15 protein-coding genes are annotated in these 14,568 nt (G+C 69.4%); 8 read left to right on the top strand and 7 right to left on the bottom strand.

Annotation, left to right across the window (positions count from 1 at the left end):
* Nucleotides 1-101 precede the first annotated feature (101 nt).
* The 5 genes from IE660_RS10545 to IE660_RS10525 all read right to left on the bottom strand — a co-directional run bounded on the left by IE660_RS10545 (nucleotide 102) and on the right by IE660_RS10525 (nucleotide 5,109).
* The gene (locus tag IE660_RS10545) at nucleotides 102-788 is read right to left on the bottom strand and encodes a DUF1361 domain-containing protein (RefSeq protein ID WP_203568333.1); all 687 of its coding nucleotides are present in this window, start codon (nucleotides 786-788) and stop codon (nucleotides 102-104) included.
* A gap of 99 nt (nucleotides 789-887) precedes the next feature.
* Nucleotides 888-2,099 (bottom strand): RtcB family protein, encoded by a 1,212-nt coding sequence (locus IE660_RS10540; protein ID WP_456237014.1) that lies wholly within the window; start codon nucleotides 2,097-2,099, stop codon nucleotides 888-890.
* Between the two features lie 287 nt (nucleotides 2,100-2,386).
* Nucleotides 2,387-3,043: an HAD family hydrolase gene (locus IE660_RS10535; protein ID WP_203568332.1), complete on the bottom strand. Its 657-nt coding sequence runs from the start codon at nucleotides 3,041-3,043 to the stop codon at nucleotides 2,387-2,389.
* A 31-nt stretch (nucleotides 3,044-3,074) separates the two neighbouring features.
* The gene (locus IE660_RS10530; protein ID WP_203568331.1) at nucleotides 3,075-4,118 is read right to left on the bottom strand and encodes a Gfo/Idh/MocA family protein; all 1,044 of its coding nucleotides are present in this window, start codon (nucleotides 4,116-4,118) and stop codon (nucleotides 3,075-3,077) included.
* A 1-nt stretch (nucleotide 4,119) separates the two neighbouring features.
* The gene (locus IE660_RS10525) at nucleotides 4,120-5,109 is read right to left on the bottom strand and encodes a Gfo/Idh/MocA family protein (protein WP_203568330.1); all 990 of its coding nucleotides are present in this window, start codon (nucleotides 5,107-5,109) and stop codon (nucleotides 4,120-4,122) included.
* 161 nt (nucleotides 5,110-5,270) lie between these two features.
* Between IE660_RS10525 and IE660_RS10520 the strand changes: the two genes are divergently transcribed.
* The 5 genes from IE660_RS10520 to IE660_RS10500 are packed head-to-tail and all read left to right on the top strand — an operon-like array spanning nucleotide 5,271 to nucleotide 9,994.
* The gene (locus IE660_RS10520) at nucleotides 5,271-6,572 is read left to right on the top strand and encodes an enolase C-terminal domain-like protein (protein WP_203568329.1); all 1,302 of its coding nucleotides are present in this window, start codon (nucleotides 5,271-5,273) and stop codon (nucleotides 6,570-6,572) included.
* Nucleotides 6,569-7,408: an amidohydrolase family protein gene (locus IE660_RS10515; protein ID WP_203568328.1), complete on the top strand. Its 840-nt coding sequence runs from the start codon at nucleotides 6,569-6,571 to the stop codon at nucleotides 7,406-7,408. Before IE660_RS10520 ends, IE660_RS10515 begins: the two co-directional genes overlap by 4 nt.
* Nucleotides 7,405-8,364 (top strand): aldo/keto reductase, encoded by a 960-nt coding sequence (locus tag IE660_RS10510; RefSeq protein WP_203568327.1) that lies wholly within the window; start codon nucleotides 7,405-7,407, stop codon nucleotides 8,362-8,364. The genes IE660_RS10515 and IE660_RS10510 overlap by 4 nt, the downstream gene beginning before the upstream one ends.
* A gap of 35 nt (nucleotides 8,365-8,399) precedes the next feature.
* Nucleotides 8,400-9,245: a fumarylacetoacetate hydrolase family protein gene (locus tag IE660_RS10505; protein WP_203568326.1), complete on the top strand. Its 846-nt coding sequence runs from the start codon at nucleotides 8,400-8,402 to the stop codon at nucleotides 9,243-9,245.
* On the top strand, nucleotides 9,242-9,994 hold the full coding sequence (locus IE660_RS10500) for an SDR family NAD(P)-dependent oxidoreductase (protein WP_203568325.1): 753 nt from the start codon (nucleotides 9,242-9,244) through the stop codon (nucleotides 9,992-9,994). The genes IE660_RS10505 and IE660_RS10500 overlap by 4 nt, the downstream gene beginning before the upstream one ends.
* A gap of 159 nt (nucleotides 9,995-10,153) precedes the next feature.
* Here IE660_RS10500 and IE660_RS10495 read toward each other — a convergent pair whose 3' ends face one another.
* Complete coding sequence (locus IE660_RS10495) at nucleotides 10,154-11,074, bottom strand: hypothetical protein (protein ID WP_203568324.1); 921 nt, start codon at nucleotides 11,072-11,074, stop codon at nucleotides 10,154-10,156.
* A 7-nt stretch (nucleotides 11,075-11,081) separates the two neighbouring features.
* On the bottom strand, nucleotides 11,082-12,041 hold the full coding sequence (dapD, locus tag IE660_RS10490; protein WP_203568323.1) for a 2,3,4,5-tetrahydropyridine-2,6-dicarboxylate N-succinyltransferase: 960 nt from the start codon (nucleotides 12,039-12,041) through the stop codon (nucleotides 11,082-11,084).
* 114 nt (nucleotides 12,042-12,155) lie between these two features.
* On the opposite strand from dapD, the gene dapE reads away from it, so the two are divergent.
* From dapE to IE660_RS10475, 3 genes are read left to right on the top strand one after another with little or no spacing between them, the layout of a single operon-like run.
* Nucleotides 12,156-13,235 carry a succinyl-diaminopimelate desuccinylase gene (dapE, locus tag IE660_RS10485; protein ID WP_203568322.1) on the top strand — a complete coding sequence of 360 codons (1,080 nt, stop codon included), beginning with the start codon at nucleotides 12,156-12,158 and terminating at the stop codon, nucleotides 13,233-13,235.
* Entirely contained in the window at nucleotides 13,232-14,086 is an 855-nt protein-coding gene (locus IE660_RS10480; RefSeq protein WP_203568321.1) for an LOG family protein, read from the top strand. The genes dapE and IE660_RS10480 overlap by 4 nt, the downstream gene beginning before the upstream one ends.
* Nucleotides 14,079-14,534, top strand: coding sequence for a DivIVA domain-containing protein (locus IE660_RS10475; protein WP_203568320.1), 456 nt, complete (start codon nucleotides 14,079-14,081; stop codon nucleotides 14,532-14,534). Before IE660_RS10480 ends, IE660_RS10475 begins: the two co-directional genes overlap by 8 nt.
* Nucleotides 14,535-14,568: the final 34 nt, after the last annotated feature.

Below are 14,568 nucleotides of genomic sequence, written 5' to 3'. Positions count from 1 at the left end.
GCCTGGCCGAGCGCGATCGAGGTGCCCCACAATCCCTCTTCGCCGCGCACTGGGGAGTGCTTCCACCACGGAAGCACTCCCCAGTGACGCAGCAGACAAGGTCAGCAGGCGTCGGCCGGGATCCAGCTGGCCACCAGCCACCAGGTGAGGCCGTAGGCCAGGCCCAAACCGGCGCTGCCGAGAACAACCGCCACGATCAAGTCGGGGTTGCCGAGAGGATGCTGGAACCGGTGCCAGGCAAGATCGAGCAGGGCACCGGCCTGAGCGGTGATGTCCCAGCTGTTGAAGCGGTGCACCCGGCCCAACCAGATGCCAACCGTGCTCAGCACCAGGGCAGCCGCACTCATCGTCCAGCCAGCCAAGGCGCCCAGATGGTCGGTCACGACATGCTGCACCAGCAGCAGTGACGCCAGCCCGACCGCCAACCCGACGAGTGCGAAGACACTGACCAGGGCGATGTCGAACACGGGTGATCGGGCATGCAGGTGCACCACGTCGGTGACGATGTAGGGAGCATTGGGCAGGAACGCCAGCCAGACCAGCCCGGCCAGCACCAGGCCAACCCCGGACGATCGAGCTCGGTGCAGGCCGGTGATCGCCAAGGCCAGCAGCAACGGAATCCAAGCCAGTACGAGGTTCCATCCCAGGAACCCGAACGTCGGGGTCCCGGTCGACAGCAGTCGTCCGACCAACAAGCCCGAAGCGACCACGCTGGCGGTCAGCAGGCCCATGGTGAGCCGCACCAGCGACCAGGTGCTGGACTGCGATGGGGTGGGCAGCTGCGGCATTGACCCAGTCTCTCGGTCTTGCAGGGGCGTGCGCATCGTCCCGAGGTCGCCAGCCAGTCGGACCGTGGTCGTCGGTGGCAACGACCACGGTCCGCGGTACTAGCCCTTGACGCAGAGCAACGTCTGCAGTCGGGCCACCACATCGACCAGGTCTCGCTGGGCAGCGATCACCTCGTTGATGTCCTTGTAGGCCGCCGGGATCTCGTCGACGACGCCGGAGTCCTTGCGGCACTCGATGCCCTGGGTCTGGGCGGCGAGGTCGTCCGCGGTGAACTGCCGGCGAGCCGCGTTGCGCGACATCCGGCGTCCGGCACCGTGCGAGGCCGACTGGTACGAGGCCGGGTTGCCCAGACCCCGCACGATGTACGACCCGGTGCCCATCGAGCCCGGGATCACGCCCAGGTCGCCGAGCCCGGCCCGGATCGCCCCCTTGCGGGTGACGACCAGTTCGGTGTCGTCGTAGGTCTCGACCGCCACGTAGTTGTGGTGGCAGCGGATCGGCTCGTCGAACGCGATGCCCGGCAGGCGGTGCTCCAACTCGTCGGTGATCGTGGCGAGCATCACGTCACGGTTGAGCAGCGCGTAGCCCTGGGCCCACCACAGGTCGTGCAGGTAGGCGTCCATCTCGGGCGAACCCGCGAGGAACACCGCCAGATCACGATCGGGCAGGTCGGCGTTGTGCGGCAACCGCTGCGCGGCCTCCATGTGCACCTGCGCCAACTGGTTGCCGGTGCCACGCGACCCCGAGTGCAGGGTCACCCACACCCGGTCGTCGTCGCCTGCGCACAACTCGATGAAGTGGTTGCCGCCACCGAGGCTGCCGGTCTGGGTGACCGCCTTCTGGGTCGCCTGTCCGCTCGCGGCCGCCTTGGTGAGATCACGCGCGCGCAGCCCTTCGAACCCGGCCATGGCCCGCTCGAACCGCTCACGCAGGTCGGCGCGCTTGCCCAGGATGCGGGGCTCGTCACGGTGGCCACCGAACCCGACGGGTACCCCACGCTCGATCCCACGACGCAGCTGGCCCAGGTCGTCCGGCAGCTGGTCGGGACGCAGGTTGGTGCGCACAGCGGTCATGCCACAGCCGATGTCGACCCCGACGGCGGCGGGTGCGACGGCCTGCTCCATGGCGATGACCGAGCCGACGGTGGCGCCCTTGCCGTAGTGCACGTCGGGCATGACGCGCAGACCGTGCGTCCACGGCAGCGAGGCGACATTGCGCAGCTGGGTGCGGGCGGCGTCCTCGATGGCAGCCTCGTCAGCCCACATGAGCGTGTTGTCGGTGCCTGACAACGGCACCGGGTAGCGGGTCACTTCTTCCTCCTGTTGGTTGGTACGAACAGGGGTGCAGACGCGGCTCACGCCGCGGATGGCACATCGAGTCTCGTCAGCACCCCTCGTCTAGCGCAGCTGCGCGCAGACGTTGTGGGGGTAGGCGCTCGCAGCAGGCTTCGACGTCGCGTGTTCGCGACGGAGCTGCGTGCTGCTGGTCATGCGCCTGACTCTCTGGGTCCATCGTCACCCCATCTGGGCAACGTCTTCGAGGGTGACAGAGTTGTGGCGCCGTGGGCAAGTGATTTCCTCCTCGCCGGCGCACGCCCTCAGACAGAGGGAAGCAGCAGCCGACGCAGCTCGTCCACCGTGTCGACCACCGCGACTGACGGCAGCGCCCGCAGCTCCTCGGACAGCCCTGCTCCCCAGGTGACCCCGATCCCGGCCATCCCGGCGGCATCGGCCGCACCCAGGTCGACGGTGGCGTCACCGACGTAGACGCAGTCGGCCGGCTCGGCGCCGATGCGCTCGGCTGCCAGCAGCAGCGGCGCCGGATTGGGCTTGTGCACGGGGGTGTCCTCCATGGTCACCAGCACCGGCAGGTGGGTGTGCAGGTCGAGGGCTGCGGCCAGCCGTTCCGCGCTGGGACGACGCCGCGAGGTGGCGACCCCCATCCGCACACCTGCCGCCCTGAGGTCGACCAGCAACTCGTCGATGCCGGCGAACGGCTCGAGCAGCTCCTCGACGTGCTCCTGCTGCCAGGCCGAGTAGGCGTCGGTCAGTTCAGGCTCACGCTCGTCCCCGACCAATTCGCCGAACATGTCGGGCAGGGTGCGTCCGATCCAAGACCGGATCGTGATGTCGTCGGCGGGGTCGAGCCCGAAGCGCTCGATGGTGTGGCGGTACGACGCAACGATCAGCGGGATGGTGTTGGCCAGGGTGCCGTCGAAGTCGAACAGCACGGTGGGCCAGTGCGGGTCACTCACACCGGCCACCGTAGCGAAGCGGTTCGCACCTTCACCCGGGCAGCGACACCTCGACCGGCTGACCGGTCTCGGCCGACTCCCTGGCCGCCTGGACGATCGCGGTCGTCAGCAGCCCGACGTTGCCGTCGGGGGCAGGGGCCGGGTCGTTGCCGCCGGCCAGTCGTCCCTCGACCGCGCCGACGAAGGTGCGCAGCAACTCCGCGTCCATGTCGGTGCCGAACGGCAGCCAGAAGTCGCGTCCGTTGTGGCGTGAGTCCCAGCCACCCACCCGGGTGGCGAAGGCGTCGACCTCGACCACGCCGGTGCGTCCGACCAACTCCAGGGTCAGCCCACCCCAGGTGGGGGCGTGCTGGGGCACCGACCACGAGCAGTCGATCGAGGCCTTGAAGCCGTTGTCGTAAGTGATCGTGACCAGGCCACCGGTTTCGGCCATCACCCCGGGCAGCTCGGCGTGCATGATCTGGTTCTTGACCGCATTGACGACCACCGGACGAGCACCCGTGATGTGGTGCAGCAGTTCGGCCACGTGCACGGTGTGGTCGACCAGGCAGCCGCCACCCGACCACTGCGGGTCGAGGAACCAGGCCCTGACCCCCACCGGGCAGTAGCCGTTGTTGGTGCCCAGAGCGGCCATCAACTCACCGACCTGACCGGACTCGACCGCGGCCTTGGCCTGCGCGGCCTGCGGCGAGAAGTGCACCGGGAACGCGGTCATCAGCAGCACGCCAGCCTGCTCGCAGGCCTCGATCATCGCCTCGGCGTCAGCCACCGTGGTCGCCAACGGCTTCTCGCACAGCACGTGCACCCCGTGCGAGGCGGCCAACTCGGTGTCACGGCGGTGGCGGGTGTTCTCCGAGCAGATCACCACCGCGTCCGGCCCCCAGGCGAACAACTCCTCGTAGGTGTCAACGTGGTCGACGCCCAACTGGGCGGCCATCTCCGCACCTCGCACCTCACCCTCGACCGAGGAGTCCCGGTCGGGATCGCAGGTGAGCACCTCGACACCCATGCCCTTCAGCAGGGTGGTGTAGCCCACCGCGTGGGTGTGCGCGAACGACATCACACCAATCTTCATCTCAGTTCTCCTCGACGGTCACCGTGCGGCCGGTGCGCAGGCTCTCGAGCGCCGCCTCGGCGATCTTCACGGCCTCGACGCCGTCGTGCATGGTCACCCTGGGCTCAGGGCCGCCAGCGAACGCGGCGGCGAAGTCGGCGATCTCAGCGGCGTAGGGGTCGAAGCTGGTCACCGACGGCAGGTAGCTGCCGTCGTCCTCGGCGGCACTGCTCGCCCTGGTGAGCTGGAAGCCGGTCTCGTGGCGGGAGTCGTAGCGCAACAGGCCGGTCGTCCCGGCGACCTGGAAGCTGTACCAGAACGGCAGGCCCGGGGCGCCCCAGATGCCGCGGCACAGTGAGATCGCACCGTTGCGGTGGGTCATCGTGACCAGACCGACCCGGGTGTCGCCCAGACCTCCCTCGGCCCCCGGCTCACCGCGGGTCTCAGTGGCGTACACGGTGGCGACCGGTCCGCCGATCCAGACGGCCTGGTCGAGGTCGTGCAGCATCTGGTCCATGATGATGCCGCCCGAGGCCTCGTCGTCGAAGAACCAGGGGGTGCGCGGCATCTGCCCGGCACGGTTGAAGCGCATCACCGCGAGCTGCCCGAGCTCACCGGCCTCGACGGCGGCCTTGGCAGCGGCGTACTGGGGGAACCAGCGCACCACGTGGGCCGGGTAGAGCTTACGTCCGTGCTGTTCGGCCAGCGCCACCAGTTCGCGGGCGTCGGCGAGGTTTCGCGCCATCGGCTTCTCGCAGACCACGTCCTTGCCGGCAGCCAGGGCAGCCTTGGCGATCTCGACGTGTGCCGGGGTGGGGGTGATCACGTCGACGATGTCGACATTCCCGAGCAGTTCCTCGAGGCTGGCGTACTCGGTCGCGCCGTGGCGTTCGGCGAACCGTGGCGCGTGCTCGAGTGAGTACACACCGATCTCGGCGCCCAGCGCCTGCCATCCGCCTCCGTGCGTCGGTGAGATGCCACCGGCGCCCACCACGCCCACTCGAAGCGTCATCCTGCCTCCTGCTCGCGCGACCACCCTGATGGCGGTGTCGTCCTCCATCTTGGCCCAGCCGACTGCTTGGTGCGGGGCCGATCCCCGGCCTGCCTCCGATTCGCTCATCGACCTGCGCAACGACGGCCCGAGCGGGGTCAGCGATGACTAGGTTTGAGCCCATGACCACCCTTGTTCGAGCCGATGTCACCGACCTGCGCTTCCCGACGTCGAAGTCGGCCGACGGGTCGGACGCGATGAACTCCGACCCCGACTACTCCGCCGCCTACGTGCGCCTGGTCACCGACGACGACACCGTCTACGGCTGCGGCTTCACCTTCACCATCGGACGAGGCAACGACGTCTGCTGCGCCGCCATCAGCGCGCTGGCCCAACTGATCATCGGCGAGTCGGTCGATGACCTCTGCAATGACTTGGGCGGAGTGCACCGCAGGCTCCGTGGCGACTCGCAGCTCCGCTGGCTCGGACCCGACAAGGGCGTGGTCAACTTGGCCCTCGGCGCGGTGATGAATGCCCTGTGGGACATGGCCTCACGCCGCGTCGGCAAGCCACTGTGGCAGTTCGTCGCCGACATGACCCCTGAGCAGTTGGTCGATGCTGCCGACCTGTCGCACCTGGGCAACGCGCTCACCCGTGACGAGGCACTGGCCATCGTCGAGCGCGGCCAGGTCGGCAAGGACGAGCGGCTGGCCGACCTGCAGGCCACGGGCTACCCCTGCTACACCACCTCGGCCGGATGGCTCGGCTACTCGGACGAGAAGCTGCGCCGGCTGTGCCAGGAAGCGGTCGACGAGGGCTACCAGCACATCAAGCTCAAGGTTGGCGCCGACCGGGTGCGTGACCGCGAGCGGCTCACCATCGCCCGCGAGGTGCTCGGTCCTGACCGCAAGCTGATGATCGATGCCAACCAGGTCTGGGAGGTGCCCGAGGCGATCGAGCGGGTCAACGAGCTCGCTGACTTCGACCTGTGGTGGATCGAGGAGCCCACCCATCCCGATGACGTGCTCGGCCACGCCGAGATCCGTCGCGCGGTGGCCCCGGTCAGGGTCGCCACCGGCGAGCACGGCATGAACCGCGTGCTGTTCAAGCAGTTGCTGCAGGCCGAAGCCATTGACTTCCTGCAGCTCGACACCTGCCGCCTGGCCGGCATCTGCGAGATCCTCGCGGTGCAGATGCTGGCCGCCAAGTACGGCATCCCGGTCTGTCCGCACGCCGGTGGGGTCGGCCTGTGCGAACTGGTCAACCACGTGGTCATGATCGACCACCTGGTGATCGCCACCTCGAAGGACGACCGGGTCGCCGAGTACGTCGACCACCTGCACGAGCACTTCGTCGACCCGTGCATCGTCCGCAACGCCGCCTACACCCTGCCCACCGCACCCGGCTACTCCGCCGAGATCAAGGCCGAGACCTTCGCCGAGTTCTCCTACCCCGACGGTTCGTACTGGCAGGCCAACCCGTGAGGGTCATCGACAGCCACGTGCACCTGTGGGACCGCACCGTCTCGTCCCACTCCTGGATGGACGGCTCCCGGTTCGATGACACCAATCTGGTCGGCGACCTGCCGCCGGCCGACCCGCTGGAGCGCGAGATCATCCTGGTCGAGGTCGACTCCGACCCCGACGCGGCGATGGGCGAGGCACGCTGGATGTCGCAGCAGGTCACCGAGCACGACGAACTGGTGGGTTTCGTCGCCAACCTGCCGTTCGCCAACGACGTCGAGGCAGGTCTGGCCGAGCTCGAGGCGCTGCCCGGCTGGCGGGGCGTCCGCTGGCTGTTCCAGGGCAGGAACGAGGTTTTCGACGCCGAGACCACCCCCACCGCTCTCGGTCTGCTCACCGAGGTCGGCGTGCCGTTCGACCTGTGCGTCACCCACGACCAGCTCAGCCGGGCGACCGAGCTGGTGCGCAGGCACCCGCTGCTCACCGTCGTCCTCGACCACTGCGGCAAGCCGCCGATCGCCTCGTCCGACCCGGCGGCGATGGGGCGTTGGGAAGCCGAGATCGCCGAGTTCGCCGCGCTCCCGAACGTGTACTGCAAGCTGTCGGGCCTGACCGCCGAGGCCGGCGGGCTGCGTGAGGACGAAGCGGTGCCGACCTACCGCAGGATCGTCCAGCACTGCCTGTCACGCTTCGGCGCCGAGCGCTGCCTGGTCGGCTCGGACTGGCCGGTCTCACCGCTGCTGCACGGACGCGCGGCGGCCTGGTTCGAGTTCGTCGCCGACCTCGTCGACCCCGAGATCGACCAGGTGCTCACCGGCACCGCTGAGCGGATCTATCGCGAGAGGAGAGCACTGTGACCACCATCGAGCAGTCCTTCAGCAGGCTGGGCTTCGGCGGGGGAGGGCTGGGCAACCTCTACCGTGCCATCTCCGACGAGCAGGCCGAGCAGACCCTGCAGACCGCCTGGGACGGCGGGGTGCGCTACTACGACACCGCCCCCCACTACGGCCTGGGGCTGTCCGAGAAGCGCACCGGTGCGTTCCTGGGCCAGTTCGACCGCGACGAGTTCGTGCTGTCGACCAAGGTCGGACGACTGCTGCGGCCCAGAGTGCCCCCGACCGAGCGCGACGACGACATGTTCGAGGTGCCCGGTGACCTGGTGCGGGTGCGAGACGACAGCCGCGAGGGCATCCGCGCCAGCGTCGAGGAGAGCCTCGAGCGACTCGGCCTCGACCGGATCGACATCCTGTGGCTGCACGACCCCGACGACGTCATGGAGGCCGCCCTGGCCACCGGCGCACCCGCGCTGCAGGAACTCAAGGACGAGGGCATCATCCGTGCCTGGGGCGCCGGCATGAACAGCGCCAAGCACCTGCACCGCTTCGTGCTCGAGTCGACCCCCGACCTGATCATGCTGGCCGGGCGGCACACCCTGCTCGAGCCCACCCAGTCGCTGCCGTTGCTGGCCGACTGCCAGGAGCGTGGGGTCGGGGTGGTGGCGGTCGGGGTGTTCAACTCCGGTCTGCTCGCCAAGGACGAGGTGCCGGTCGACGCCCACTACAACTACGACGAGGCGCCGCGTGAACTGGTCGAACGGGCGCGGCTGCTGGCCGACATCTGTCGCAGCCACGGGGTCAGCCTGCCGGCCGCGGCGATGGCCTTCCCGCGGCGACACCCGGCGGTGGTCAATGTCACCGTCGGCACCGGTCGTCCCGAGCAGATGCGGCACAACCTCGAACTCGAGGCCGCCGAGATCCCCGAGGCGTTGTTCGACGAGATCGCAGCGCTGCCACCCATCGACACCCAGTCCTGACCCCCATTCCACGAAGACCAGCCAGAAGGACCCCAGTGAAGCTGCTGCACATCGGTGACCGCGGAGCCGAACGTCCCGTGATCGAGGTCGACGGCGTGCACCGCGACGCCTCGAGCCTGGTGGACCGGTTCACCGGCGAGGCCTTCGGCGACCTCGACCGGCTGCGCGAGGCCGCTGCCGACCTACCCGAGATCGACATCAGCGGCCAGCGGATCGGTTCGCCCGTGCTGCGCCCGCAGTCGGTGGTCTGCATAGGCATGAACTACGCCGCGCACGCCGCCGAGTCCGGCGGTACCCCGCCGCAGCGTCCGATCATCTTCTTCAAGACCCCCAACACCATCGCCGGGCCCGACGACCCGGTCACCATCCCCCAGGGGTCGGTCAAGACCGACTGGGAGGTCGAGTTGGGCATCGTCATCGGACGAGCAGCCTGGCGGTTGGCCTCGCCGGACGACGCCGCGGCCCACATCGCCGGCTACGTGCTGGCCAACGACCTGTCCGAGCGCACCTGGCAGATCGAGGAGTCCGGCGGGCAGTGGTCGAAGGGCAAGTGCGCCCCCGGATACAACCCGGTCGGCCCCTGGGTGGCCACCCCCGACGAGTTCGACCCGTCCGACGTGGCCCTGCGCAGTTGGGTCAACGGCGAGCCGCGCCAGGATTCGCGCACCGCCGACATGATCTTCGACGTGCCCACCATCGTCCACCACCTGTCGCAGTACCTGCGGCTCGAGCCGGGTGACCTGGTGCTCACCGGCACCCCAGAGGGTGTCGCGCTGTCGGGACGGTTCCCCTACCTGAGCCCCGGCGACGTCGTCGAGGTCGAGATCGACGGGCTGGGACGCCAGCGCCAGACCTACGTGAGTGAAGGAGAACAGGCATGAGTGGAGAGTTCGAGGGCCTGGTCGCCCTGGTCACCGGCGGCGCGTCCGGGATCGGCGCCGCGACCGCCGACATGCTGGCCGCACAGGGTGCCAAGGTGGCCGTGCTCGACCTGAACACCGAGGCCAGCCCCCACTTTGCGGTGCGCTGCGACGTCAGCGATGCCGAGTCGGTCGACGACGCCGTGGCCGACGTGGTCGAGCAGTTCGGCCAACTCGACATCGTCATCAACAACGCCGGCGTCGGCGCGGCCGGTGACGTCACCGCCAACACCGACCAGCAGTGGCACCAGGTGCTCGACATCAACGTCGTCGGCATCGCCCGGGTGTCGAGGGCCGCGATGCCGCACCTGCGTGAGTCGAAGCACGCCGCGATCGTCAACACCGCCTCGATCGCCTCGACCGTGGGCCTGCCGCAGCGGGCGCTGTACTGCGCGTCGAAGGCCGCGGTGCTCGGGCTGACGCTGGCCATGGCCACCGACCACCTGCGTGAGGGCATCAGGGTCAACTGCGTGGCTCCCGGCACTGCCGACACCCCGTGGGTGGGACGACTGCTCGCGGCTGCCCAGGACCCCGAGGCCGAGCGTGCAGCCCTCGAGGCCCGCCAGCCCCACGGTCGTCTGGTCAGCGCCGACGAGGTCGCCCGCGCGATCTGCTACCTGGCCAACCCGAACAACTCCTCGACCATCGGGGTCTGCCTGGCCGTCGACGGCGGCATGGACTCGCTCAGGCCGCGCCCGCCACAGAACTGACCGCGGCCCGCACCTCTGGTGGGTCGAGTGGCGAGGAACGAGCGTGTCGAGATCCAGGCCCGCACCCCTCCGCCGAGGCACACCCTGTTGTGTGAGGCACAAGCAATTGCCTGTGCTTCACGCAACACCCTGTGCCTCAGCGGAGGAAAGAGGGGCAGGTCAGCCGAGCGCCAGCACAGCGGTGGTCGGACCTGACGCCGGCAGTGGCTCACTCGTCGAACCACCCGACGGCGACTCGCTGCTCGTACCGGGGGTGGGCAGGGCGCCCCACGCCGCCACCGAGTAGTCGTCGTGGGCCCAGGCTCGTCCCGCCACCTCGACGCGGACGAACCTCACCTGGTCGTACTGGCTCATCGCCAGGTGCACCGACGACCACAGCACCACCGGATCGCTCGCGGTGATCACCAGCCCCTGCGGGTGGGCGGTGACCTTCGCCTTCGTCCCGTGGGCCTTGGCGAGCACGGTGTTCAGCGTGGTCATCGTCGAGGCGGGGTCGTGGCGCACACAGCCGATGGCGCCGGGGGAGTGGCCGGTGAGTGCACTGGCCCAGGCGCGAGCCATGGGTTCGTGCTTGCGGTAGGCATCGGGATGACCCGAGCGCTGCACCTTCTGGGCGATGTCGTTGACGTCACCGGTCTGCCAGCCGGGCACCTTGACCAGCGCCTCGTAGAACTTTCCGGCCGAGTACCAGGGGTCCATGATCTGATCGACCGTGCCCCAGCCCTGCGAGGGTCGCTGCTGGAACAGCCCCACCGAGTCACGGTCACCATGGTCGATGTTGCGCAGGCTCGACTCCTGCATCGCGGTGGCCAGCGCGATCGTGACCGCCCGCGCCGGCAGCCCGCGGCGCATGCCCTCGGCGGCGATGATGCCGGCGTTGCGGGCCGGCTCGGGGTTCAGCCGGAAGCTCTCACCATTGACCGTGGCCACGCACTGCTCGTCCACCTCGATGCGCAGCGTCGGTGCCTGCTGGCTGCTGATCCAGCGCCACCCGGCCACGGCCATCGCGCCGATCACCAACAGCAGCACCAGGAAGCCGATCACCGGCTTCCAGAACGCCTCGCGGCGAGGTTCGGCCACGCGTGGCTCAGTTCTGGTGCAGCGCGTCGTTGAGGACGATCCGCCCACCCGCGCGTGGCAGCACCTCGACTGCCCCGGTCTGAGAGTTGCGACGGAACAGCAGGTCGCTCTGCCCGGACAGGTCCGAGGCCTTCACCACGGTCGGCTCGTCGCCGGACGAGTCGCGCACCGCGACCTTCGTCCCCGAGGTGACGTAGAGCCCGGCCTCGACCACGCAGTTGTCGCCCAGCGAGATACCCAGACCCGACTCGGCTCCGAGCAGGCAGCCCTGGCCGACCGAGATGACCTCCTTGCCGCCACCAGACAGGGTGCCCATGATCGAGGCGCCGCCGCCGACGTCGGTGCCGTCACCGACCACGACCCCGGCCGAGATGCGTCCCTCGACCATCGAGGTGCCCAGGGTGCCGGCGTTGAAGTTGACGAAGCCCTCGTGCATCACGGTCGTCCCCGGGGCCAGGTGGGCTCCCAGCCGCACCCTGGCACCGTCGGCGATCCGCACCCCCTTGGGCGTCACGTAGTCGACCAGGCGGGGGAACTTGTCGACCCCGTGCACGGTGACGTGCCCGCGGGCACCGCGCAGTCGGGCCCGGGTCTGCTCGAAGTCGTCGACCGCGCAGGGGCCGGCCGAGGTCCACACCACGTTGGTCAGCACCCCGAACAAACCGTCGAGGTTGATCGAGCGCGGCTCGACCACGCAGTGCGACAGCAGGTGCAGCCGCAGGTAGGCATCGGCCACGTCGGCCGGCGGTGCGTCCAGGTCGATCACGGTGAGCACCGCCTCGACCACCACCTGTCGCAGGTCGTCGCGGGTCTCGGCCGCACGCAGTGCACCTGGCGCCGACTCCTGGTCGTCGGGGGTGCCAAGGGCGGGTGAGGGGTACCAGGCGTCGAGCACCTGACCCGCGTCGTGGGTGGTGACCAGACCCCAACCCCAGGCCGGACGAGACGGTGCGGATGCAGCAGACATGCGCCCCATCGTAGGGCCCAGCACCACAGCTGCCGATCAGCCTGACCGTGCTCCCGACCGGACGCTCGGGTCACCGTCGGTGCGCCGTCCAGACGCTGGCCCTAGGCTCGAACCATGAGTCTGGACACCGGACAGGACCTGGTCACCATCCTGCGCAGCGTGGTCGACATCGAGTCGGTCAGCGGCAACGAGCGCGAACTCGCCGACCAGGTCGAGCACCTGCTGCAGGCCCAACCCCACCTGGCGGTCAGCCGCCACGGTGACACCGTCGTCGCCCGCACCGAGCTCGGACGAGCCGAACGCGTGGTCATAGCCGGGCACCTCGACACGGTGCCAGTCGCTGACAACCTGCCGAGCAGCCTCGGGCAGGTCGACGGTGTCGAGGTGGTCTTCGGCCGCGGCACCTGCGACATGAAGGGCGGCGTCGCGGTGATGCTCAAGGTCGCCTGTGAACTGCCCGCGCCTGCCCGCGACGTCACCTGGATCTTCTACGACAACGAAGAGGTCGAGTCGTCCAAGAACGGTCTGGGACGACTGGGCCGCGAGCGACCCGACCTGCTCGAGGCCGACTTCGCGGTGCTGATGGAGCCCACCGGCGCCAGCGTCGAGGGCGGCTGCCAGGGGACGATGCGCATCCAGGTGCAGACCAAGGGCATCGCTGCGCACTCTGCCCGCTCGTGGATGGGGCACAACGCCATCCACGACCTGGCCGCGGTGCTGCAGCGGATCGGTGACTACGACATCGGCGAGGTGGTGGTTGACGGCCTGACCTACCACGAGGGGCTGAACGCGGTCGCCGTCAGTGGCGGGATCGCCGGCAACGTCATCCCCGACCGTGCGCAGGTCAACATCAACTACCGCTACGCCCCCGACAAGGACGCGGCCACCGCCGAGGCGCTGATGCGGGCCCACTTCGCCGACTGGGACGTGGTGGTGCTCGACAACGCCGGCGGCGCTCGTCCCGGACTCGACCGCCCGGCGGCGAAGGCTTTCGTCGAGGCCGTCGGTGCCCAACCCCGCGCCAAGTACGGTTGGACCGATGTCGCCCGGTTCTCAGAACTCGGCGTGCCCGCGGTCAACTTCGGCCCGGCCGATCCCAGCAAGGCCCACGCCGACGACGAGTTCTGTCCCGTCGCCGACCTCGACACCTGCCACGAGGCGCTCGTCCGGTGGCTCACCCAGGAGGACTCATGACCGACCCGCGCAACGACGACGCAATCCAGGCCGACGCCGCAGGCACCGATGCCGAGACCGGGCGCAAGCCGGTCGACAACGCTCCTGCCCCCGCCCAGCCGCGCCGGCGCCAGGAACTGTCGGCGCCAGCGGTCGTCCAGGGGCCGGTGATCCGTCGCCGCGAGCAGGTGCAGGGCACCACGACCGACCAGCGCCTGCTGCAGGGCCCGGGCGGGGCCGACTGGGTGCACGAGGACCCGTGGCGGGTGATGCGCATCCAGGCCGAGTTCGTCGAGGGTTTCGGCACGATGAGCGCGGTGGGGCAGGCGATCTCGGTGTTCGGCTCGGCCCGCACCCCCGAGGACCACCCGATGTACCAGGCCGGTGTCGAACTGGGGCGCAAGCTCGCCGAGTGCGGCTACGCGGTGATCACCGGCGGGGGACCGGGCGTGATGGAGGCCGCCAACCGCGGTGCCGCCGAAGCCAATGGGGTCTCGGTCGGGCTCGGCATCGAGCTGCCGTACGAGAGTTCGCTCAACCCCTACGTCAGCCTGGGCATCAACTTCCGCTACTTCTTCGCCCGCAAGGTGATGTTCCTCAAGTACGCCCAGGGCTTCGTGGTCATGCCTGGTGGGTTCGGCACCTTCGACGAGTTGTTCGAGGCGTTCACCTTGACCCAGACCGGCAAGATGCACCACTTCCCGGTGGTGCTGTTCGGCTCGTCCTACTGGAAGGGTCTGGTCGAGTGGCTGCGCGACTCGACGCTGGCCGACGGCTACATCTCGGCCGCCGACCTCGAGGGCTACCTGGTCACCGACGACATCGACGAGGCGGTCGCCCACGTGACCAACGGACGGCGCGCCGGTGCCTGAGCTGATGTGGGTGCTGGCGGTCTTGGCCGTGGTGGTCGGGGTCGGTGGCGGCTGGCTGCTCTCGCGCGGCCGGCTGGGCGAGATGCCAGAGCTGGTCGACGACCGTCCGCAGCCGCGGCTGCCCGAAGGGCGGTTCACCGCGGACGACGTGCGCGCCCTGCGGTTCGCCCGCACCGGCCGGGGGTACGACCGGGTGGCGGTCGACGAGCTGCTGCGTGCTGCTGCACGCAGCCTGGACGACCCGACGGCCGACCCCGGCCAACTGGCCACGATGAGCCGCGAGACCCGGTTCAAGGTGGTGCGTGGGGGCTACCAGATGCAGCAGGTCGACGCGGTGCTCGACCGGCTCAGCCACCAGTGGAGCGTCGACGCGTTGACCTCGATTGCGCCCACGGCAGACGCCCCTGAACCCTCCGAACCGGCACAGCGCCTCCCGGATGCGGAATAATGGATGGAGTCAAAGCCCGGCCGACGTGAGGAAT

Origin of the sequence: Aestuariimicrobium ganziense (genome assembly GCF_015352975.1) — a bacterium.
In the GTDB taxonomy this organism is placed as follows: domain Bacteria; phylum Actinomycetota; class Actinomycetes; order Propionibacteriales; family Propionibacteriaceae; genus Aestuariimicrobium; species Aestuariimicrobium ganziense.
Note: the sequence above shows the minus strand (reverse complement) of the source record. Positions and strands in the feature narration are given on the sequence as shown.